Genomic DNA, 22,810 nt, shown 5'->3' on the forward strand with positions numbered 1-22,810 from the left:
TGGGAATCTATTTCATAAGAAAAGTGCATTACAATTTTAGAGTAATACACTTCACTTACAAAATTTTACATATTAAAATATTTACAGAACGGTTGCGAGAATACAATTGCGCTTACTGTTGCTTCCGGGTACATCATAAATTCTTCCGTCAATGTAATTCCGTATCTTTCTGGTTTTAATAAATTAAACAGTTTTCTTTGGTCGCTTAAGTCTGGGCAGGCTGGATAGCCGAAAGAATAACGGTTTCCTTGATATTGGGCATTTAAAATCTCGTTTAGAGAGATATTTTTGTCAATGATTCCAACATCTTGACGCATCATTTTGTGAATATATTCAGATGTTGCTTCGGCAAGCTCCAGTCCAATAGAATTTACAATATGCCCTCTGTAAAATTCGCCTTTTTCCTTTAATTCATTGGAAACAAGTCTTGATTTTTCTCCAGCAGTTGCGACAAAAAATCCGATGTAGTCGATTCCTTCTGGACTTACATAATCATTTAGCGATAAATATTGTCCATATTTTTGTCTTGGAAAATCAAAAGTTTCCAAAACTGTTGACAAATCATCTGATAGAATTTCAATTTTAAAGTCATCTTTTCTTTTTCCAGCTTTTCTACGTGCAGGGAAAAATTTATAAATAGCCTTTATATCAAAGTATTCATCGCCATTTTCGACAATGTCTAAAATTTCATTGTATAGTTTTATTGTTCTAGGATCTTGTTTTTCAATCAAATTATTTACAATCCATTTCATTCCAAGATGTTTTCCGATAAGCATTTGCAAGTTTACAAATGGAAATACATCCTTTGCCTTTATATTTGTTAAAATTTGCTTATTCAAAGTTTGCGGCTTGTAAATTTTTTCAAAGTTATATTTCGGCAGTTCAACTTTTGAAAAGTCGAATGTTCCATCAGCATCTTTAATATCACTTACTGTCGGTTTAACCTTCAGTTGTTCAAGTTTTTTCGCATCTTTAATTGTTACTAATTCTCTACGTTTTTGCAAGTGTTCCTTAAATTCTTCAAATTTTTTCTCATCAATCATTTTATTTAAATCAGAAAGTGCAGTCATTGCATCTCTTGAGTAAATTACAATATTATTTTTATAGGCAGGCTCAATTTTGTTTACAGTAAATTTTTCTGTAAGTGCAGCACCTCCCACAAATATCGGAATATCAATTCCAGCTTCACGCAGAACTTCCATAGTATTTACCATTTCTGTGGCAGATTTTACAAGAAGTCCAGAAAGTCCGAGAAAATCAGCTTTATGTTCGATAATTGCTTCACGGATTTTTTCTGCAGAAGCATTGATTCCAAGGTCAATTACTTCATAACCGTTATTTCCAATAATTATTCCAACCAGATTTTTTCCAATGTCGTGGACATCCCCTTTTACAGTTGCCATAACTACTTTTCCTTTTACAGATGACTCATCTTTTTTCATAAATTGTTCCAGATGTGAAACAGAAGCCTTCATAACTTCAGCACTTTGCAGAACTTCAGCAACGATTAAGTCATTGTTGTTAAATAATCTTCCAACTTCATCCATTCCAGTCATTAAAGGCCCGTTTATAATTTCAATTGGTGAATATTTTTTCAATAATTCATCCAGTAAAATTGTCAAGTCCTTTTTACTTCCTTCTACAACCAAGTTTGCAACTTTTTCTTCAGTAGTTAGGTTACTTGTATCAGCAACTTTTTTTACAGCCTTTTTTTCACGATAGAAATTTGCAAATTTTGATACATTTTCATCATTTGTATGAAATAAAATGTTTTCTGACAGTTCTTTTTCTTCATCTGAAATTTCATTCATCGGAATAACTTTTTCTGTATTTATAATTGCATAATCAAGTCCAGCCTCATAAGCCTTTTGCATATAATAAGTATTTAAAACTTCCCTTCCAGCAATCGGCAGTCCAAATGAAACATTGCTCACTCCAAGAATTGTCTTTACATTCGGCATTTCTGCTTTAATTTGCCTAATTGCCTCAATTGTTGCTGTAGCAGAGCCAATGTACTTTTGATCTCCTGTTGCAACTGGGAAGACTAATGTGTCAAAAATTATATCCCTTTCATCAATCCCATATTTTTTTGTAAGCAGTTCATAACTTCTTCTGGCAACTTTCAATTTTTTCTCAACAGAAACAGCCATACCTTCCTCATCAATTAGTCCAACAACAACAGAAGCCCCAAAATCCTTAATAACTTTTGCCATATCAGCAAATTTCTTTTCTCCATCCTCAAGGTTAATCGAATTTATAATTCCTTTTCCCTGCAAGTAAGTAAGCCCTTCCTTAACGACATTTATATCTGTCGAGTCAATCATAAGCGGAATTTTTGCAAATTTTGCCACTTTATCCAAAAATGACTTCATATCGGCAATCTCATCTCTATCAGGATTCGCAAGACAAATATCAATTACATCTGCTCGCCCTTTAATTTGAAGCCTGGCAACTTCAGTCGCCTCATCAAATTTTTCATCAGCAATTAAATTTTTGAAAATACGTGAACCAATTACATTTGTACGTTCTCCCACGTAAACTGGACGATCTTTTGGTGTTTCCAAGGCTATTAATCCAGAAACATCGTTAAAATCTTTATTTTTATCAATAACTCTTGGTTCATAATTTATACTTTTTTCCTTAATTCTTTGAATGTGTTCAGGCGTAGTTCCGCAGCATCCACCAACAATATTTAAATAATGATTTTGGAAAAACGGCTCAATTTTAGCTGACAATGTGTCTGGAGTTTCCTCATATTCCCCGTCTTCATTAGGCAATCCTGCATTTGGATAAACTGAAATATAAGTATTTGAAATATTATTCAATGTTTTTAAAAACTGAGTCATAAATTCAGGTCCAGTCGCACAATTTAGTCCAACAGAAAATGGATTCATGTGATTTACAGCATAATAAAAGGCATCCGCAGTTTGCCCTGCAAGCGTAGTTCCTGTACTTTCAATCGTAAATGACAGCATTAACGGAACAGTATAATTTTCTTCCATAGCCTTTTTAAGCCCCAAATAAGCTGCTTTCAAGTTTCTTGTATCTTGGATCGTTTCAAATAGAATCAAGTCAACTCCACCAGCCAGAAGCCCTGAAACAGCGGTATAATAATTATTAATAAGTTCTTCAAAGGTAACTCCGCCAGTAACACTGATTGACTTGTTAGAAGGCCCTAGAGCTCCTGCAACATAAAGATTTCGTGTAACTTCAGGATGTTCACTTCTATATTCTGCAATAGCTTCATTTACAAGTTCTGCAGCCCTTTTATTCATTTCAAAAACTTTGTCTTCCAAGTCATAGTCCTTTAATACAATTTCTAAAGCTCCAAAACTGTTAGTTTCAATAATATCACTTCCAGCTTCCAGATATTTTTTATGAATATTCTTAATAATATCAGGTCTTTTCAGCACAAGATAATCATTACATCCTTCATATTTTTCTCCGCCAAAGTCATCAGCAGTCAAATTTTCTCGCTGAATCATTGTTCCCATTGCTCCATCCAGCATTAGTATTTTATTTTTTAGATCATTTTGTAATAAATTATATGAATTTTTATATTTATTTTCCATAATTTGCTCAACTCCTGTAAGTAAATTTATATTACTTTATTCTATCATAAAAAAATCTGTGTGTATATAGAAATTAATTTTATTTTTCATAAATTTATATATTTTTATTATTTCATCTCCAATCGTCATTTTTCCTATATCTTTAGAAATAATAATAAATAATCATTTTTCCATATATAAAATATATAATTAATAAATCCCTTTATTTATCAACTTAGAAAACTCTTTAATCAAAAATTAAAAATAATCTTATTGAAAAATTTTCAAAAATAAGATACACTACATATACGGTAAAAAAATCAAAATAAACACAACATATTGTGTTTTTGTATAATAAAATGAAAAATATATATAAATTTAAAGGAGAAAAGAGAATGAAAAAATTAGTGAAATTTGAAAAAAATGACTGTAATCCATGTGCAATGGTGTCAGACTTATTAGATAAAAAAGGTGTAGAATACGAAAGAATAAATCCCTTTGATAATCCGGAATTGGCTGTAAAATACAGAGTGAGAAGTGTTCCAACAGTAATTTTATTTGAAGAAAATGAAGAAGTAAAAAGAACAATTGGATTCAAGCCGGAAGAAATTAATGAGATTATTTCAATGATGTAATAAAAAAATAATTTGAGCTAATAATACAATTTAAATTAATCAATAATACTACTCAAAACAATTTTTATTAAAATATTCAGTTTTGAGTATATTTTTACAAAAAAATCAGGAAATTCATCAAAAATGAAAAAAGTAAGGTGAAATCAATGTATATATATTACGATTCAAAAACAGGAAATGTCCAAAGATTTGTAAAAAAAATGGAAAGACAACGTTCAGATTGGCATTTTATAAAAATAGATCCAAATCTGAAAATTGAAAATGAAGGGCATTTTCTGACATTTACAACAAAAATTGGAGAAGTTCCAGAAACGACGGATAAATTTTTAGAAAATGAAAATAATAGAAAATTGATAAAATCAGTAAGTTCCAGCGGAAATAGAAACTGGGGAGTATTTTTTGCAGTGGCGGCTGATAAAATTCAGGAAAAATATGGTATTCCAGTTTTAATGAAATTTGAATTGTCGGGAACTAATACGGAAGTGGAAAATTATATAAATTATCTGGAAAATAATTATAAATAATAAATAGGAGATGAAAAATGGTTGATAACAGAGCTAAAAAGTGGATATACTTAAATAATGAAATAATGGTTAAGCAAGGGGAGGATTTTCAGCTTGAAAAGGATAAAGAAGCTGTTTATTCATATTTTGTGGATTATGTAAATAAAAATACTGTATTTTTTCACAATTTAGAAGAAAAAATGAGATATTTAATAAAAAATGACTATTATATCGATTTTTATCAAATGTATAGTCATGATGAAATTAAAGAGCTTTTTAAAATGGTTTATGATAAGAAATTTAGATTCGCTTCATTTATGAGTGCTTCCAAATTTTATCAAAGCTATGCGTTAATGGATGATACTGGAGAAAAATTTTTAGAGAGATATGAGGATAGAATTTCGGCAGTTTCATTGTATTTGGCACAGGGGAACTTTGAGAAGGCAAAAGAATATGCTTTGATGTTAATAAATCAAGAATATCAACCAGCTACTCCTACTTTTTTGAATTCTGGGAAAAAGAGATCAGGAGAACTTGTTTCTTGCTTTTTAGATGAAATGGGAGATAATTTGAGTGGAATTGGATATATTTTTGACTCATCTATGAAATTGTCTTCGATTGGTGGAGGAGTTGCAATTAACTTGTCTAAAATTAGAGCAAGAGGTGAATCTATAAAAGGTGTAGAAGGTAGGGCCTCTGGAGTTTTACCAATTATGAAAATTTTAGAAGATATTTTTTCTTATGCAAATCAATTGGGACAAAGAGCTGGAGCTGGGGCAGTTTACTTGAATGTATTTCACTCAGATATTAATGAATTTTTAGATAGTAAAAAAATAAATGTCGATGAAAAAATTAGAATAAAATCACTATCAATCGGAGTTATCGTTCCAGACAAATTTATGCAATTAGCAATGGAAGATGAAGTTTGCTATACATTTAATCCACACACAGTATTTCTAGAATATGGACAATACTTAGATGAAATGGATATGAATGAAATGTACGAAAAATTAGTTGATAATCCAAATGTTAAAAAGAAAAAAATAAACGCAAGAGAACTTCTTGTAAAAATTTCTCAAACACAAAAAGAAAGCGGATATCCTTATTTGTTCTTTAAAGATAATGCAAATAAAGAACATGCTTTGAAAGAGATTGGATCAGTTAAATTCTCAAATTTGTGTGTTGCTCCGTATACAAAAATTTTAACAAAAGAATACGGTTATACAGAAATTGGACAGCATGAAAATGAAAAAGTTCATGTTTGGAATGGAGAAGAATGGAGTAAAACTACAGTTATTAAAACAGGAACTGATCAAAAGTTATTAAAAGTTAGTACAGACAATTTTCAAACTGTAGATGTAACACCATATCACAAATTTTATATTAAAGATGAAAATGAAAAAGTTGTTGAAAAAAGAGCACATGAACTTAAAGTTGGAGACAGACTTATAAAATTTGATTTGCCAAAGTATGAAAATGAAAACCGTGAAATACTTGAAAATGCTTATGCAAATGGATTTTATTCAGGTGATGGTTGCGAATATGATGTGAAAGATAGAAAAAATCTTACAAATAAAATGATTTATTTATATAGAGAAAAAAAAGAACTTTTAGATAAATTTGATGACTTAGAATATAGTAAATCAGAAGATGAAGATAGAATAATTTTAAATTATTGTAAGGGACTGAAAGATAAATTTTTTGTACCTTTTAATTATGAAATTTCAAGTATTGTTAAATGGTTAAGCGGATTGGCAGATGCAGACGGTACTATTTCAAAAAATAATGGAAATAATTCATTACAAATAGCTTCAACAAATTTAGAATTTCTTTCTAACATTAGATTGTTGCTTCAAGAAATTGGTATTCATTCAAAAATAAATAAAATGCGAGATGCTGAAATCAAAGAATTACCATTAAATAACGGAACAGACGAATGTGGAAAATTTGAATGTAATCCATTATATAGATTACTTATAACACATAAAAATTTACAAAAACTTGTGGAGTTAGGATTTGAAACATTTAGATTGAAATTTGATTTGGAACATACTCCAAATAGAGATGCTTGCGCTTTTGAAAAAATAACTTCCGTAGAAGAAATTGACGGACTTTACGATACATATTGCTTTACTGAAGAAAAAAGACATATGGGAATGTTTAATGGTATGCTTCTTGGAAACTGTACTGAAATAATGCAATTGTCAGAAGTTTCAGACATTAATGCTTATTATGAAGAAGATACGATAAGAAGAGGAATATCATGTAACTTAGGTTCATTAAATATTGCAACTGTTATGGAAAATAAAAGAATAAAAGAAGCTACGAAAGCTGCAATTGATTCACTTACAATGGTTTCAGATTTAACAAACATTGATGTTGTTCCGACAATAAAAAAAGCAAATGAGGAATTACATTCTGTAGGACTTGGAGCAATGAATTTACATGGATTTTTAGCTAAAAATTTCATTATGTATGAAAGTAAAGAAGCGCTTGATTTCTGTAATGTATTCTTTATGATGGTTAATTTCTATTCGTTGGAAAGATCAATGGAAATTGCAAAAGAAAGAGGAGAAACATTCAAAGATTTTGAAAAATCCGAATACGCCAACGGAAACTACTTCAATAAATATGTAACAAAAGAATACATGCCTCAAACAGAAAAAGTAAAATCACTATTTGAAGGAATTTACATCCCAACAAAAGAAGACTGGGCAAACCTAAAAGAGCAAGTAATGAAACATGGAATCTACAACGCCTACCGAATGGCAATCGCTCCAAACCAATCAACATCATACATAATGAACTCGACAGCCTCAGTAATGCCAGTAGTTGACACAATAGAAGTTAGAGAATATGGAGATAGTACGACTTTCTACCCAATGCCATACTTAACAAATGACAACTTCTTCTTCTATAAATCAGCCTACGATATGGATCAAAAAAATATCTTGAAATTGATTTCTGTAATTCAAAGACACGTAGATCAAGGAATATCAACTATTTTGTATACGAAGAGTACAGACAGTACTAGAGATTTGGCTAGGCTTTATATTTATGCTCATAGATTGGGATTGAAGTCGCTTTATTATACACGGACTAGGAAGGCGACTATTGAGGAGTGTATAAGTTGTTCGGTATAAGAAAATTTGATTTTAAATTGAAAGGATAATTTGAATGGAAAATAAAAAAAAAGAAATTAAACATATTAGAAATTTAATAGTTGAAAAGCAAATGATAGATTTTGAAAATTTAATTATTCATAAAAATACATTTTTGTTAACTATGTTGATATTTTTTTTGTCAGAAACTTTTGTATATTGTTATATTAAGATGGGTTTTATTGTTATTATTATTACAATTATTTTAATAATTGTTTTGCCGTATATTATTTTAATAGTAAATAACCTATTATTAAATAAAAAACTAAATAAAAAAAATGATAAAAAATTTTTCACTAACCCAGTAAAACTATTGATGGAAATTGATAAGAAAAGTAATGAAGTTTTTAAAAATAATATAAATGATAATTATGTTATAAAAAATTCAGAAATATTATTTAATGAATTAAATGAAGAAAAGAAAAAAAGAAAAAATGAAAATTTTTCTTTTTGGAATGTCCTTACAGTACTTCCAGTGGCCGCTGTTATTTCTGCAATAGGATCTTATGATGAAAAAAAAATACCTATTTTTGTTATAAATATAGTAATTGTAGGATTCGTTATTTTATTTAAATTAATTACTGATTATTTTAGTCATAAGAATAATGATGGAACATTAGAAATATTAGAGGATATTGAAAATTATCTAAATGAAAAATTTAATATAATAGAAGAACATTCATCAAAAATTCTAAATGTAACTAAAATAATTGAAAAAAAATATATAGATAATAAAGAAATATTTGAAGTAAAGGAATGTATTGAAGAAGATAAAACTTTTGAGAAGATAGAAAACAACGAAAATAATTTTAACGAATTGATTGAAATATTAAAAGAAAGAAACAATATATTTAAAGAAAAACTAAAAGAAAAAAAATATGAAGAAATAGAAAAAGGGTTATCCAAAAAATGGAAAAAACGTCTAGATAAAGAAAAAGAAAATATAAAAAATGTAAAGTATAACTATAATGAAATAAAAGAAAGAGAAAATTATGTAATTATTCCTAAAGTTGTACAATTATTAAGCAAAGAAGAAAAACTAAAAGAAAATATTTTGGCTATTTGGGAAAATAATAATTGGGAGATAATTGAAACAGAAAAAGAATTGAATAAATATAAAAAACTAAAAAGTAATATAGATATAAATAGTTTAAAAAATGTTGGAAAATTTAATTATAAAATCCCTATCTTACTAGGATTTGTTTTTTTCTATTCAATAGTAATACCATTTGTTTTTATAAATGAAATAAAAAATGATTCTAAAGAAAAAAAATACAATTATACTTTAATTAATCCAACTGATGAAAAAATTACAATAACTATAAAATCAGAAAAAGATAAAGATTCTAAATTAGAATTGAATAAAAAATCTTTGAGAGATACTCCGTTACTTAAAGAAGAGAAACATGAATTAATATTAGATAATAATCAAAATAAAAAATGTACTTTAGATGTCAAAAATAATTCGGAGAATAGAATAATTGATATAACAAGTTTAAATGAAAAAAACAAAGCTTGCACAATAATTAAATATCAAAAATAAATTCATTAAATGCATTAAAAATACTCTACTTAACTAAGCAAAGGGGATGAATAATGAATAGAATATCTAAAATTGAAATTTTTAAAAACTTTTTAGAAAAAGAAAGACCTTTAAACAAAGGGGTTTTGACAAAATTAGAAAGTAATCTTAAAACAAATTTTATTTATAATTCAAATGCGATTGAAGGTAGCACTCTTACTTTGAAAGAAACTGATATTATTCTTCAATATGGAGTTACTGTGAAAGGTAAAAGTTTGAAGGAGCATGAAGAAGTAAAGGGGCAGGAATATGCTCTTAATTTTCTGAAAGAAGTTATAAAAACAAATGAATCTTTATCGTTGAGATTGATAAGGGAATTTCATGCTCTTGTATTAAATGATGATATTGAGAATAGAGGAAAGTTTAAAAAAAGTAATAATGAAATTTTGGGTGCAGGATTTGAAACGACACCTTACTATCTGGTTGAAGAAAAGTTGACGGAATTAGTTGATGAATTTAACAGTAATGAAAATAATGATTTGATAATGAAAGTTGCTTGTTTTCATGCTGATTTTGAAAAGATTCATCCATTTATTGATGGTAATGGACGGACTGGGAGATTACTTCTGAATTTGGAACTTATGAAAAATGGTTATCCGATTACAGTTATACGAAATGAAGATAGAGATGAATATTATACTGCTTTGGAAACAGCACAAGTTGAATCAAATTACGAGCTGCTTGCTGGTTTTATAGAAAAGAGTGCTGAAAATACTTTTTGGATGTATTATAAATATTTTGATGAAGATACAAAAATGAAGTTTGAAGAATATTTAAAAAAGAATGGAATTAATCCGAAAGAAGTTTATCAAAAGAGATTTGAGGGTTATCCAGAAATAGAGAGGGATTTTCCAAGAGGTTGGGATAAATAGTTAAATACAGGCAGATGTTATTTTATAAAAAAGCGAAGCAAAATGAAAGTTTTTTACATTTGACAAATATCAAAATATAGAGTATAATAATTTTAGTGATCGTACTACAAGAATAACCCACTTAATTGTGCGTTGTTGTAGACTGTAGAAAAAGCTCTTTCAATTTTGATAGGGCTTTTTTGCATTTTTGAGATAAAAGGGGGAAAGGTAATGGACAAGTCATTTAAAACTTTTAAGGAACAAGTTGAGATTTTAAATGGAGAAAATGGAGATAAACTACGGGTAAAAACTGATGATGAAACAATTTATTATTTAATGAGGTATAATTATTATTCCATCATAAATTTTTACAAAGAACCTTTTTTAAAAGGGAAAGATTTAAAAGGAAATGATATTTATAAATCGGGAGTTCATTTTAATCATTTGAAAGCGTTGTATGATTTTGATAAAAGTTTGAGAATGTTGTTTTTTGATGTTTTGACACAATTGGAAAGAGCTTTTAAAACGGCAATTGCATATTATTATTCGGAATGTTATGCAAATAAAGAAAGTTATTTGGAACTTAATAATTATTATGTTGGAGTTAGAAATGAAAATATACATCTCATTTCACATTTAGTAAAAAAACTAAATTTTTTAAGAAATAATAAAAGCAATAGTATAATAAAGCATTATAGTACAACAAAAGACAACATACCATTTTGGATAGTAATTAATTTTTTTACATTTGGAGAGATGAGTAGATTTTATTTGATTTTGGAACATAGAATACAAAATAAAATAATAAGTCATTTTAGAAATTTATATAAAAAAGAATACTATGTTCTACCTAATTTAAACAATAATTTCATAAAAACTTTTTTACGTGCAAGTTCATTATTTAGAAACATAGCAGCACATAATGAAAGAATGTATGATTTCTCATCAAAAAATATTGTAAACATAAATAATATTATAGGTATAACAAATAATAAGAAACAAAAATTATTTACGATATACGAGGGACTTAAATTATTTTTATCAAAAAAAGAATATAAAAGTCTAACAAAAAAGTTACGAGAATTATTAAGTTTACTTGAATTTAAACTAAAAGATATTATAGATATAAATGATATTTTATATAAAATGGATTTTCCAAAAGATTGGCATAAATAGACATTCCAATAAACTAACTGATTGACAAAAAATATACTCTGTATATATAATAAACATAAAAGGAAGTGATATTTTATGGCAATGGTTAATACAAGTATAAAGATAGATGAAGAAACTAAAAAAGAAGCACAAAAACTATTTAAAGATTTAGGATTAAATTTAAGTACGGTAATTAATATATTTTTGAAACAGGCTATAAGAGAAAAAGGAATACCATTTTACATAAACTCTCTACTTGAAAACTCAGAGTTAGCTCAAGCATTTGAAGAAGCGAGACAAATTAAAAAAATCCTTCAAATTATAATTCCTATAATAGTCCAGAAGAAATATTTAAAAATATCTTGGGAGAAGACTATGAAAGATAAAAAAGAGAAGTATAAATATTAATCTATGAGATAGTCGAAGATAAATTAATATTGATTTTATTAGCATCAGGTAGTCATAGTGAATTATTTTAAATCTTAAATAAAATATGAGGGTTAATTGAGAATGCAAATTGATAAAACAAACTTATCAAGAAAGGAAAAATAAAAAATGGAAAAGAAAATATACGAAGCAGTAAACTGGAATACCCCTGAAAATGATTATGTGGAAACTTTTTGGGAGCAAAATATAAGACAATTTTGGATTGATACGGAGTATGTTCCTTCGAGGGATATTGATAGCTGGAATGCATTGAAACCTGAAATGAAATTGGCTTATTTACATGCACTTGGAGGGCTTACAATGCTTGATACGTTGCAAAGTCATACTGGGATGCCTAAAATTATTGACCATATTGATTCATTGCAAAATAGATCAGTACTTTCTTATATGTGTATGATGGAGTCGATTCATGCGAAATCTTATTCGACAATATTTACAACTGTAGCATCGACTAGAGAGATAAATGAAACTTTTAAATGGGTTCAAGAAAATCCTCATTTACAATACAAAGCTAAAAAAATTGATGGATATTATCAAAAGATGAATAATCCTGAGGCTTCAAGACGAGATATCGCAATGGCTTTGGCAGCTTCAGTTTATTTAGAAACTTACTTATTCTATAGTGGATTCTTTTTACCACTTTGGCTTGCAGGACAAGGAGAAATGGTTGCAAGTTGTGATATCATTAAAAAAATTATTGCAGATGAATCGATTCATGGAGTATTTGTTGGATTGCTATTTCAAGAATTATATAATTCTTTTGATGAGGAAACTAAAGAAGGAATAAGAAACGAGTTGAATACGTTGCTTTATGAATTATATGAAAATGAAAGCAGATATACTGATGAAGTGTATGGAGATGTTGGACTTACAGGAGATGTAAAAGAGTATATTCGTTACAATGCAAATAAGGCCCTTATGAATTTAGGATTTGAAGAAGAATTTGAAGTAAAAAATGTAAATCCAATTGTGCTAAATGGATTAAACGTGGAAACAACTCAGCATGATTTTTTCTCTAAAAAATCTACAAATTATGAAAAAGCCTTGGAAGTTGTTCATTTGCATGATGATGATTTTAAATTTGATGATGAAGATGCAGATGAATTGATTTAAATTTAAAAAATGAGTGAAAATGGAAGTTTTGATTAGGGGCTTCCATTTTTTTGAAAAATATTTAATAAAAAATTTTGAAAAAAGAGAAAAATATGGTGTTTGTAGAAGTTAAAGTAGTTTATCTATTAAAATAAAGAATAAAAAATATTAATAATCATTGTAAAATACAGTGGTTATTTTTTTATTATTTGAAAATAGGGAAAATGATAAAAAGTTAAAATTGCGGATTACTATTGACTTTGAAAGTTTTTTAGGTTATCCTTAGATAAAGTACAAATAAATTAAAAATAAATATCAATATAATAGTTGATATAAGAAAAGAATAAGACTGATATTAAAAGAAAAGGAGAAAAATAAAGATGGCGAAGATACTGATAGCGGGAATTGGCGGAGGAAAGAAAGAAAAAGGCAAGGGATATAATTTAGCGGATTATTATATTGATAATGAAAATAATTTATATAAAGATAGAACATTTATTACTTCGGTACTAGAGGAGCATTATAAAACAGATAAAACAATATATATTGGTACAGTTGGTTCAATGTGGGATGAACTATATTTACATTATTCAACAGGTGAATTAAGTTTAGAAGATGAAGATTACATAGATGAATTGGAAAATACAATTATAAATACAACTAAAGATTCAGATGTTTCAAAAATTAATATAGAAAAATTTAATAAAAAGTTTGAAGGGAGAGTTAAGGCAATAGTAACGAAATTTGGGATTAATGAAAATGAAATTTTTGAAAATTTTAATTTAATAATGCAAATTGGTGAAATGTTGAGTGATGGAGATGAAGTTTACATTGATATAACTCATTCATTTCGTTCAAGTGCTATGTGGATGTTTTTAATTATGAATTACATAACTGATGTTCTTGATAAAAAAATAAATATTGTAAAAATTACATATGGTATGTTTGAAGCAGGTAGAGATATTCCTAGAGAAAATAATAGACCTAAAAAAAGAGCACCTATAGTTGATTTGAAGGCTTTTTATGATTTGATGAAATGGATAAAGGGAGCAAATGAATTTAAAAATTATGGAAATAGTTATGGTTTATTAGAAATAATGGAAGATAAGGAAGTTAAGAATAGTATAAAAGATTTTTCTGATGGACTGAATTTAAATTATGTTGGAACTATAAAACAAAATATACAATCTTTAGGTAAATTACGTGATCAAATAAATATGTTAGAAGGTCCAGGGAAATTAATAATACCAAATGTAGTTGAGAATTTTTTAAAACATTTTAAAAAATTAGAAAAAGATTATGAGATACTTTTAGAACTAGGTAACTGGTATTTTAATCAAAAAAAATATGCTATGGTTGCAATTAATATAAATGAAAGTATAAGAAATTTTGTGATTGATATATTTGGATTAAATAATTGTGAAAAAAGCATAGGTTTGAAAATAAAGGATTATTTTTATTATTCTCAAAGAAAATTAAACAGTATAAGACATAAAAATGAATTAGAAAAAAAAGAACATAGACTGTGTAGAATTTTATTTAAATCTCAAGAAATAAGAAATGATATTTCACATTCTTTAGGCAAAAGAATTCAAGTAAATAATGATATAAAATATCTAAAAGATTCTATAGAATTTTTGAAAACTGTAATGTATGATAAAAAATTTATTAACTATTATGAAAATAAATATTCAAATAGACTTTTAGAAAAATAAGAATATTAAAATTATTGTATAAGGAGAGGATACGAAATGGAAAAAGGAAAATCGAGAAGAGTATTTTTAAGTTTTTTAGGGTTAGGAAATCCTGAAATAGGTTATAGAGAGAGCAGTTATATTGATAAAGACAAAAATAAAATTAGTAAAAATGTGAAATATGTACAAAATGCAGTAGTTGAAATTGAGGAAAATAATTTTGATGAAAAATATATTTTTTGCACAGAGGAAGTTTTAAAAAAAAGATTTAATGAATTAGAAAAAGAAAAAAATTATAAATACAAAAGTATTGAAATTGTAAAAGGAAAAGATGAGGAAGAAATATGGGCTATTTTTCAGAAAATTTATGATGTTTTAGAAGAAAACGATGAAGTGACTTTTGATGTAACACATAGTTATAGATTTTTACCTATGCTGGGACTTTTACTTTTACAACATGCAAAATTTTTAAAAAATATAAAAGTGAAAAAACTATGTTATGGTGCTTTTGAAATGAAATATATGGCAAAAGATGATAATGATAACGAAATAGAAGTAAGTCCAATTATGGATTTTACTAGCTTTTCAAAATTACAAGATTGGTCTTTGTCAGGATATTCTTTTGTAAAAACTGGAATGGCAGAACATTTTTCAGCTTTAGCAAAGAAAGAATTCAAATCTAAATCAAAAGATGTAGATATGGATAAACTTAATTTTGGAAATGTTTCAAAAAAATTAGAAGACATAGCATTAGATATATATACAAATAGGGGAATTAACATAGTAGAAGGTAAGAAAATAAAAAATATTAGAAAAGAAATGGAAAAAATGAAGAAAGATTTGTATCCTCCATTTACTTTAGTTATTGATAAGATAGAAAAAGATATTCATAATTTTAAAATTAAAAATGTAAATAATGTTTTTTATGCTGTAGAATGGTGTATTGAAAAAAAACTATTTCAACAGGGAATTACGATGTTACAGGAAGGATTAATAACATTCTTATTAGATAAAGTGAATATTGATTACACAAATAAAAATAAAAGGGAAGAATTTTCAAATTTTATAGGTCTTGAAAATATAAAAGAATATTCAGGAGATATTAAAAAAATGCAAAATATAGTAAAAAAACTAAATGAAAGAAAAATAGATTTTCAAAAACTAAAATCTCTTTATGGTAATATAAAAAATATTAGAAATGATATAAATCATGGTGGATTTAATCTGAAGGATAATAAAGAAAATGGAGAACCAAGATCTAAAATAGATAGTTTAACATTTAGAAATACACTAGAAAAAAATTTCAAAAAAATAAAAGAAATTGTTTTTGATGCAGAATAGGAAATATAAATATGGAACTAATGCTTGATAATATAAAAAATGAAATTTTAAATATGGTTGATGAAAGTTATGGAAAAATAATGAATTGTTGGACTTAGTTTTAAAATTGTATTTTTATGAAAATAATAAAATGACATTTGAAGAGAAATTATTATTGGAAAGAGATTATAAAAATATAATTCAAGAACAGGGAGAAAAATTTGCAAGAGAAGCTGATCTTGATAATTTTGGAATTACAAAAATTGTATCAGCTGTAAGTTATTCGCAAAAGAAAGATATTTTTTCTGAGATGTCGTTTGAAAAGGATTTAAGGATATTTAAAAATATAAAAAAAATATATTTTTTGTATACTAAAGAAACTATAGAAAGTTTTAATAAAATTTCAGAAGAGATGAAAGGGAGAAATATAAAATCATTTGGTATTCAGATAGTTGGAAATACTGTCGAAGAAAGTTATAAGGAAATAAAAAAATTGATTTATTCAGGTAAGATATCGAAATTAGATACTATTTTTGACACTACATTGGGAATGAAAACATTATCCACAGCAATGTATAGAATTTCATCGGAAAGACAAATTAGAGCCATTAATTGGAATGAAAAGCAAATTTCAAAATATATTGTAAATGATGGGGGAATAAAGAGAGCTAATGGGAATATACATTTATACCCGACTATGACTTTAAATTTTATGAAAGAGCCTATAAAAGAGCATTTGAGCATATACACAATGATTAATGAAGCAATAGAAAAAATGGATTATCATAATGTAGCGAAGTTTTATAAGATAACAGGAAGAGATGATATGGCATTTTTTATAGTGAAATAAGTAAAATTTTTGATCTTGATAGAATGCTGGATGAGGACAGTTATAGTTTTTATGACAAGCTGGAAAGAATATTGAAAAAAATTTTTAATTATGAGAGATTTTATGAAAAAGAAACGCAAAATAAGTTAAAGAAAGTTATATGTTTTTTATTATTTTTAATTTTATATGAAGATTATGAAGATTTTGAAAAAAGAGAGATTGAGTGGTTTAGGTTTAATGATAAAGTTTTTGGTATAAAAGAAAAAGATTTTAAAAAGTTTGAAGAAGAATATTTTGAATTTGATAAGGATAAATATTATTATTATTTAATGGCGAAAGGATATTTCTTATCAGGAAAAAGAAATAAAATTTATTTAAATGAAGTAGTCAAAAAAATAAATGATGAAATTAAAGCTGATGGAATGGAAGAAGAATTTAATAATTTAGATGAAATAACAAACTATATATATGGAGATGAAGATGTTATTGATTTTGATTTTGAAAAAGAGTTGAAAAATGAAAAATAACAATCTTACAGGAGAAGATTTCATACTATTAAATTCACAAAAAGCAAATTACAGTATATTTATTTCAAAAAAATTTCAATGGTAATAAAAAAACCAGCGGAATAACCGCTGGTTAGACGTGAAAAAATTAATTAGTAACCATAGGAATAATATCAATAAGAAGAATATCACGAATATTAGTAATCATAAGAATACCTCCTAAAAATATAAACAGTAAAGATATAAGAATTAAAGATCATTTAAAGCATCAGTAACTAGAGTAGTAATAATAGTGACAATAGCACTGATAATAATTGAGTTCATAAATAAGCACCTCCTTTATAACTATAATAAGAAAAATAAGGCAGTATGAAATTAATTATCATTTATAGCCTTGATGATTAAAGTAGCAACAATAGTAGCAGCAGCATTGATAATAATAGGATTCATATTTATCACCTCCTTTGTGATTATGTATTAATTATATACGGTAAAGATTACGAAACGAACAGTTGACTTACGAAATTAGATTAATCATTTAAAGCATTAATAACTAAAGTAACGATAAGAGTGGCAAGCATAACGAAGTACTTCCTTTATGATTTATGTATTAATTATAATATATGAGGATTACGAAAAAAAATTGATTTTTACGAAAATGAAAGGAAAAAGATAGGGAATGAAAAATAAAAAAGCATTATTAGTATTTTCGCATCAATTAACAGAAAATCAAGAAAAAGAACTAGTTGAAGAATATGGAGTAAAAGAGATTGAGCATTTGCCAGAAGAACTACAAAATATGTGGTCAAATGTTTCAATAAAAAAAGATTATAAAGAAAATTTAAAAAAAATAAAAGAATTTGTTAAAGAAAATTTTGGCAAAGGAGATATAATTTTAATACAAGGCAATTGGGGATATACTTACAATCTTGTGAAATGGTCAATAGAAAAAGAATTAATTCCTGTATACAGTTACACTGAAAGAAATGTTGAAGAAATAAAAGAGGGGGAAACTGTAAAAAAAATTAGTTATTTCAAACACGTAAAATTTATTAAATATGAATAAAATATACAAAATATTTAAAGTAATATGATATGAAAAAAATGATAATTACCAAAATGTGCTCGAACCCATTTAAAATAGAACTATTAAAAATTATATAAAACTAGGGTTTAAGTAAAATAGTCATAACTTTTAAGTTTAATTTTAAGGTAGTTTTACTATAAAATAATATGTTTTATAAAAGTGCCTTTATGATTTACCTTTATATAAAATTCAAAAAAACTTTGAAAAATCAAAAAGTATAGTAAAATAAGTTTGTAGTTAAGTAAAAGTAATGTATTAGTAAAGATAGATTGTATAATAAAATGCAACAAATTTTAAAATAAAATAGAACTCATGATAATTTTTATTAATTTAATTAGATTTTTGTTAAAAAAATTTAGTGAAAAATTGTTATTTCTTAAGAAATGTGGTATAAATATAGTAATAAAAATAAAATTAGATGGATATATATAACAATGTTAAATATAAAAAAGGAGGAGTGATGTTTAAGTTAGAAAATATGGAACAAGTTGTTTCCTTGGCTGGACTGTTACATGATTTTGGAAAGTTTACAAATAGATCATCAAGTTATGTAAAAAATATAAAAAATAAAGAATATAGAACATTTAAGCATCCTGTGTTGTCAAAAGAATTTATATGTTTTTTAGAAGAAAATAGAATAATAGAAAGTTCTGAATTGTTAGAAAATTTGAAGGACCTTGTTTTAAAACATCACGAAAGCAAAGAATTTAATGAAGTTAAGCTTTCAGTTAAGGATATTGAAGATAAAAAATTACAAAGAATTGGAAATATAGTAGCAAGAGCAGATAATTATTCTGCTTTTGAAAGAAGAGAAGAGTCCATTGAAAAAGATCAAAGAGAGGACACTCATTGGAGAAGAAAACCTTTAAATCCAATATTTGAAACAATTTCTTTAAAAAATGATGAAAACAAAAATGATTCATCATATTTTGCATATAAATTAAATTCCCTTAGTTATGAATCTATTTTTTGTCAACGACTTGCAACAGGAATAGATGCGAATAATTTTAGAGGAAATAATGAAGAAGAATTGTATAAACATATATGTAATTTTTTTGATGAAATAAAAAATATAAATAGTAGTAACTATGATGTATTTTTTTCACAATTATATTTATTAATGGAAAAATATATGTGGTGTATAGCATCGGACACACAAACAAAAATATCGGATATCTCGTTGTTTGATCATTTAAAAAGCACTTCAGCATTAGCATTGGCTTCTTATAAATATCATAAAGAAAATAACATATTAGAAAATGGGAATCAGCCTAGAAAAGAAATTAAGCAATTTACAGTTTTAGTTGGAGATGTTAGTGGGATTCAGAATTTTATTTATGATGGTATAAAATCAGAAGGTGCTGCTAAAACATTGAGAGGAAAATCTTTTTTTGTAAAAATGATAAGCGATGCCATAGCATTACATTTAATAAAAGAATTTGAGTTAAATTTAACAAATATTATTTTAACTGCTGGTGGAAAGTTTTATATTTTACTTCAAAATACGGACGATTCGACGAAAAAAGTAGAGGAAATAAAAGAAAAATTGAATGATTATTTGTATAAAGAATTTTTTGGGCAGCTTTTTGTAAATATTGTAACTATTGAATCAAATGGTAATGAAATAGCTAGAAATTTTACTAAAATTCTTGAAAAGGGAAATAGAAAATTAAATTGGCAAAAAGATAAAAGATTCTTTAATCAAATAAAAGAAAATCCAATTTTTGATGTAAGATATAGAAGCGATGGAACAACTGCTCTAGATAGATTAAATGAAAAATTTAAGGAAATGGGAGGGAAAATTCCAAAAGCTAAATTTATAGGTATAAGATACAATCATAAAGCAGATAATAAAAAAACTTTTGAAGTGATTGAAAATATGTCTATTCAGTTTTTTAAATCAAAGAAAGATATTGATATTTCAGGAAAAAACGAGAAAATAGATTTAGTAATATCTCTCAATAATATTGAAATAGTTGAAAATTATCCCACAATATTAAGATTTATTAGTAACTATGCTCCTTTAGAAGAAAATAAAAATTCATTGAAAAGTTTTGAAGATATTTCTAGTACAGCAACGGGAAATAAAAAAATAGCAGTTTATAAAGCAGATGTAGACAATTTAGGAATGATATTCAGTATAGGACTTAAGAAAAAAAAGAATCTTTCGGATGAAGAATTGGAGAAATTAGAAGAAACTGATGAAAAAAAAGATTATCGTTCTATCTCAAGAATTTCTACTTTAAGCAGAAATATGGAATACTTTTTTTCGTATTGGATGAATTCAATTTTTGAAAAAGGAAAAGTAGAAATCTATTTAGGCAACAAGATTAAGAAAGAAATAGACCTGAGTGAAATATATGTTCTTTATTCTGGAGGAGATGATTTAGTCATAATAGGTCCTTGGGATAAAATTATCTTTGTATCATATTTTATAAAAAATAATTTTGAAAAGTTTGTGACAGAAAACGAAGAAATAACTTTATCTGGTGGAATAGCTATTTCACACCCAAAATTAAAAATAATAAATGGAATTAATGAAGCTGGAGAACTTGAAGAAAAATCTAAAGAAATTGACAAAGATAAAAATGCTCTTACTTTATTTGATAAATCATTTAAATGGGATGAATTTGAAAAAATATTTGAGTTTGCTGAAAGACTACAAAAAATATATGGAAATAAAGAAGAAGGAGAAATGATTACACAAACATTTTTATATAGGTGTTTAAATTATACAGAAATGGCCGAAAAGTTATATAAATCTTTGTCAGGAATTGATAAAAATAGTAAAGCTGGGAAAAATATAGATTTTAATTTATTAACATATATTTCAAAATTTGAATATGACTATGGTAGAAATATATTGCCAAAATTGAAGGAACTTGAATCTGAGATTGAAAAAAATAGAAAAAAACTTGAAAAAGTAAGAGATAATGAAGAAAAAAATAAAATAGTAAAAATAATTAAAGATAAGGAAGAAAAAGTTGAAATAATTAAAGAATTAAGAAATAAATTTATGGAAGAAATAGACAATAAGCAAGGTAATTTTTTAACAAAATATATGAGAATAGTTTTAAACTATATAATTTATTTGAATAGAAAGTAGCAGGTGAAGAATATGGGAAATAGTAAAATATCTTTTAGTGATTTTAAGAAAGAAAATAATTCAGAAAGAAGAGGTAGTAATAGTCGAAATCGGAATGGTAAAAATATACAAAATAATAATTGGAATAGTCCAAAATTTAAAGTGACAGAAATAATGAAAGAAATATTAGAAAAAGGTTATCGAGACAAATCAAAAAATGTATTAAGAAAAGAGCTTGTATCGATAGAAGCTAAAAATATAGCAGAAAATATGAAAATAACAAATAGTCAGTTAAGAGCATTTTTTAATGAATTAAAAAAATTAAAGCAAAAATATATAGATGAAAATGAGAAAAATGTAGATAAATTACATATAGAGTTATTGATATTAAAATCAAAATTAGAGTATAAAAAAGGTGGAAAGAAAATAACAAATGAATTTTCTGAATTTATGGAAAAAAATATTGACATTGTCATTAAAGAAAATACAATACAAAGTTATAAAGATTTTTTAGTATTTTTTGAAACAGTATTAGGATATATGTATGGACTTGGTGGGGTAAATAATAGATAGAAAAGGAGAATAAAAAATGTCAGAATATAAATTAATGGGAATATATAAAATAAGTGGACAAATAAAATTAGAAACAGGATTACATATCGGTGGAGATGAAGGTGTTATAGAAATTGGAGGAAATGATAATCCTATTGTAAGAGATATAGCAACAGAAAATCCTTATATACCAGGAAGTAGTTTAAAAGGGAAAATGAGATATTTATTGGAATGGTATACTGGAAAAGTGACTAGCGATGGAAAGGTATATGATGGAAAAAATTTATCAAAAGATAGTGAAGGTGATACACTTTTAAATGTATTTGGTGGAACGGCAGGTGGAAATGGTAGAAAAGGTCCTACAAGAATAACAGTAAAAGATATATTTTTGAGTGAGGATTCAGAAAAAGAAGTAAAGAGAATGAAAGAGAGAACGGGAACGGATACAGAATTAAAAATAGAGAATAGTATAAATAGACTTGATTCAAGTGCTAATCCAAGAAATTTAGAGAGAGTCCCAAGAAATCTAATTTTTGATATGGAAATTAATTTTAAAGTTTTAAATATAGATAAAAAAGATGAAATAGAAAAAATAATAAAAGATGGATTAAAATTAGTTGAAATAGAAGGGCTTGGAGGAGCAGTTTCAAGAGGAAGTGGACAAATAAAATTTGAAAATTTAAAAATAAAAAATTTATTTGATGAACAACAAAAAGAAGAAAATTTAAATTTAAATGATATAAAATTAGGAGATTAGAAG

At 26.2% G+C, this 22,810-nt stretch carries 17 protein-coding genes; 16 read left to right on the forward strand and 1 reads right to left on the reverse strand.

What is annotated here, in order from left to right:
- Nucleotides 1-65: 65 nt before the first annotated feature.
- A complete protein-coding gene (gene metH, locus HW276_RS05600; protein WP_178937729.1) occupies nucleotides 66-3,572 on the reverse strand; it encodes a methionine synthase in 3,507 nt (1,168 codons plus the stop codon).
- 374 nt (nucleotides 3,573-3,946) lie between these two features.
- Here metH and HW276_RS05605 point away from each other — a divergent pair, with 374 nt between their 5' ends.
- The 16 genes from HW276_RS05605 to csm3 all read left to right on the forward strand — a co-directional run bounded on the left by HW276_RS05605 (nucleotide 3,947) and on the right by csm3 (nucleotide 22,807).
- On the forward strand, nucleotides 3,947-4,186 hold the full coding sequence (locus HW276_RS05605) for a thioredoxin domain-containing protein (RefSeq protein WP_018498041.1): 240 nt from the start codon (nucleotides 3,947-3,949) through the stop codon (nucleotides 4,184-4,186).
- A gap of 146 nt (nucleotides 4,187-4,332) precedes the next feature.
- Nucleotides 4,333-4,710: a class Ib ribonucleoside-diphosphate reductase assembly flavoprotein NrdI gene (nrdI, locus tag HW276_RS05610; RefSeq protein WP_178937730.1), complete on the forward strand. Its 378-nt coding sequence runs from the start codon at nucleotides 4,333-4,335 to the stop codon at nucleotides 4,708-4,710.
- A gap of 17 nt (nucleotides 4,711-4,727) precedes the next feature.
- Nucleotides 4,728-7,832: a ribonucleotide reductase N-terminal alpha domain-containing protein gene (locus HW276_RS05615; RefSeq protein ID WP_178937731.1), complete on the forward strand. Its 3,105-nt coding sequence runs from the start codon at nucleotides 4,728-4,730 to the stop codon at nucleotides 7,830-7,832.
- Between the two features lie 34 nt (nucleotides 7,833-7,866).
- Nucleotides 7,867-9,393, forward strand: coding sequence for a hypothetical protein (locus HW276_RS05620; protein ID WP_178937732.1), 1,527 nt, complete (start codon nucleotides 7,867-7,869; stop codon nucleotides 9,391-9,393).
- A 53-nt stretch (nucleotides 9,394-9,446) separates the two neighbouring features.
- Nucleotides 9,447-10,304, forward strand: a complete 858-nt coding sequence (locus HW276_RS05625) for a Fic family protein (RefSeq protein ID WP_178937733.1) — start codon at nucleotides 9,447-9,449, stop codon at nucleotides 10,302-10,304.
- A gap of 210 nt (nucleotides 10,305-10,514) precedes the next feature.
- Nucleotides 10,515-11,459 (forward strand): Abi family protein, encoded by a 945-nt coding sequence (locus HW276_RS05630; RefSeq protein ID WP_178937734.1) that lies wholly within the window; start codon nucleotides 10,515-10,517, stop codon nucleotides 11,457-11,459.
- A 75-nt stretch (nucleotides 11,460-11,534) separates the two neighbouring features.
- On the forward strand, nucleotides 11,535-11,846 hold the full coding sequence (locus HW276_RS05635) for a type II toxin-antitoxin system RelB/DinJ family antitoxin (protein WP_178937735.1): 312 nt from the start codon (nucleotides 11,535-11,537) through the stop codon (nucleotides 11,844-11,846).
- 147 nt (nucleotides 11,847-11,993) lie between these two features.
- Nucleotides 11,994-12,998: a class 1b ribonucleoside-diphosphate reductase subunit beta gene (gene nrdF / locus HW276_RS05640; RefSeq protein WP_147003548.1), complete on the forward strand. Its 1,005-nt coding sequence runs from the start codon at nucleotides 11,994-11,996 to the stop codon at nucleotides 12,996-12,998.
- 359 nt (nucleotides 12,999-13,357) lie between these two features.
- The gene (csx2, locus tag HW276_RS05645) at nucleotides 13,358-14,692 is read left to right on the forward strand and encodes a TIGR02221 family CRISPR-associated protein (RefSeq protein ID WP_178937736.1); all 1,335 of its coding nucleotides are present in this window, start codon (nucleotides 13,358-13,360) and stop codon (nucleotides 14,690-14,692) included.
- Between the two features lie 36 nt (nucleotides 14,693-14,728).
- A complete protein-coding gene (gene csx2, locus HW276_RS05650; protein WP_178937737.1) occupies nucleotides 14,729-16,012 on the forward strand; it encodes a TIGR02221 family CRISPR-associated protein in 1,284 nt (427 codons plus the stop codon).
- 85 nt (nucleotides 16,013-16,097) lie between these two features.
- Entirely contained in the window at nucleotides 16,098-16,841 is a 744-nt protein-coding gene (locus HW276_RS05655) for a hypothetical protein (protein WP_178937738.1), read from the forward strand.
- Nucleotides 16,842-16,864: 23 nt separating this feature from the next.
- A complete protein-coding gene (locus HW276_RS05660) occupies nucleotides 16,865-17,347 on the forward strand; it encodes a hypothetical protein (protein WP_178937739.1) in 483 nt (160 codons plus the stop codon).
- A 658-nt stretch (nucleotides 17,348-18,005) separates the two neighbouring features.
- Complete coding sequence (csx20, locus tag HW276_RS05665; protein WP_178937740.1) at nucleotides 18,006-18,392, forward strand: CRISPR-associated protein Csx20; 387 nt, start codon at nucleotides 18,006-18,008, stop codon at nucleotides 18,390-18,392.
- Nucleotides 18,393-18,873: 481 nt separating this feature from the next.
- Entirely contained in the window at nucleotides 18,874-21,519 is a 2,646-nt protein-coding gene (gene cas10, locus HW276_RS05670; protein WP_178937741.1) for a type III-A CRISPR-associated protein Cas10/Csm1, read from the forward strand.
- Nucleotides 21,520-21,531: 12 nt separating this feature from the next.
- Entirely contained in the window at nucleotides 21,532-22,071 is a 540-nt protein-coding gene (gene csm2, locus HW276_RS05675; RefSeq protein WP_178937742.1) for a type III-A CRISPR-associated protein Csm2, read from the forward strand.
- A gap of 16 nt (nucleotides 22,072-22,087) precedes the next feature.
- On the forward strand, nucleotides 22,088-22,807 hold the full coding sequence (gene csm3 / locus HW276_RS05680; RefSeq protein ID WP_178937743.1) for a type III-A CRISPR-associated RAMP protein Csm3: 720 nt from the start codon (nucleotides 22,088-22,090) through the stop codon (nucleotides 22,805-22,807).
- Nucleotides 22,808-22,810 lie beyond the last annotated feature (3 nt).

The organism is Leptotrichia sp. oral taxon 417 (assembly GCF_013394865.1).
Taxonomy (GTDB): Bacteria; Fusobacteriota; Fusobacteriia; order Fusobacteriales; family Leptotrichiaceae; genus Leptotrichia; species Leptotrichia wadei_A.

What these genes read in the sequence shown, in the direction of transcription:
- metH (WP_178937729.1), bottom strand. Translation starts at nt 3,572, where the DNA reads ATGGAAAATAAATATAAAAATTCATATAATTTATTACAAAATGATCTA.
- HW276_RS05605 (WP_018498041.1), top strand. Translation starts at nt 3,947, where the DNA reads ATGAAAAAATTAGTGAAATTTGAAAAAAATGACTGTAATCCATGTGCA.
- nrdI (WP_178937730.1), top strand. Translation starts at nt 4,333, where the DNA reads ATGTATATATATTACGATTCAAAAACAGGAAATGTCCAAAGATTTGTA.
- HW276_RS05615 (WP_178937731.1), top strand. Translation starts at nt 4,728, where the DNA reads ATGGTTGATAACAGAGCTAAAAAGTGGATATACTTAAATAATGAAATA.
- HW276_RS05620 (WP_178937732.1), top strand. Translation starts at nt 7,867, where the DNA reads ATGGAAAATAAAAAAAAAGAAATTAAACATATTAGAAATTTAATAGTT.
- HW276_RS05625 (WP_178937733.1), top strand. Translation starts at nt 9,447, where the DNA reads ATGAATAGAATATCTAAAATTGAAATTTTTAAAAACTTTTTAGAAAAA.
- HW276_RS05630 (WP_178937734.1), top strand. Translation starts at nt 10,515, where the DNA reads ATGGACAAGTCATTTAAAACTTTTAAGGAACAAGTTGAGATTTTAAAT.
- HW276_RS05635 (WP_178937735.1), top strand. Translation starts at nt 11,535, where the DNA reads ATGGCAATGGTTAATACAAGTATAAAGATAGATGAAGAAACTAAAAAA.
- nrdF (WP_147003548.1), top strand. Translation starts at nt 11,994, where the DNA reads ATGGAAAAGAAAATATACGAAGCAGTAAACTGGAATACCCCTGAAAAT.
- csx2 (WP_178937736.1), top strand. Translation starts at nt 13,358, where the DNA reads ATGGCGAAGATACTGATAGCGGGAATTGGCGGAGGAAAGAAAGAAAAA.
- csx2 (WP_178937737.1), top strand. Translation starts at nt 14,729, where the DNA reads ATGGAAAAAGGAAAATCGAGAAGAGTATTTTTAAGTTTTTTAGGGTTA.
- HW276_RS05660 (WP_178937739.1), top strand. Translation starts at nt 16,865, where the DNA reads ATGCTGGATGAGGACAGTTATAGTTTTTATGACAAGCTGGAAAGAATA.
- csx20 (WP_178937740.1), top strand. Translation starts at nt 18,006, where the DNA reads ATGAAAAATAAAAAAGCATTATTAGTATTTTCGCATCAATTAACAGAA.
- cas10 (WP_178937741.1), top strand. Translation starts at nt 18,874, where the DNA reads ATGTTTAAGTTAGAAAATATGGAACAAGTTGTTTCCTTGGCTGGACTG.
- csm2 (WP_178937742.1), top strand. Translation starts at nt 21,532, where the DNA reads ATGGGAAATAGTAAAATATCTTTTAGTGATTTTAAGAAAGAAAATAAT.
- csm3 (WP_178937743.1), top strand. Translation starts at nt 22,088, where the DNA reads ATGTCAGAATATAAATTAATGGGAATATATAAAATAAGTGGACAAATA.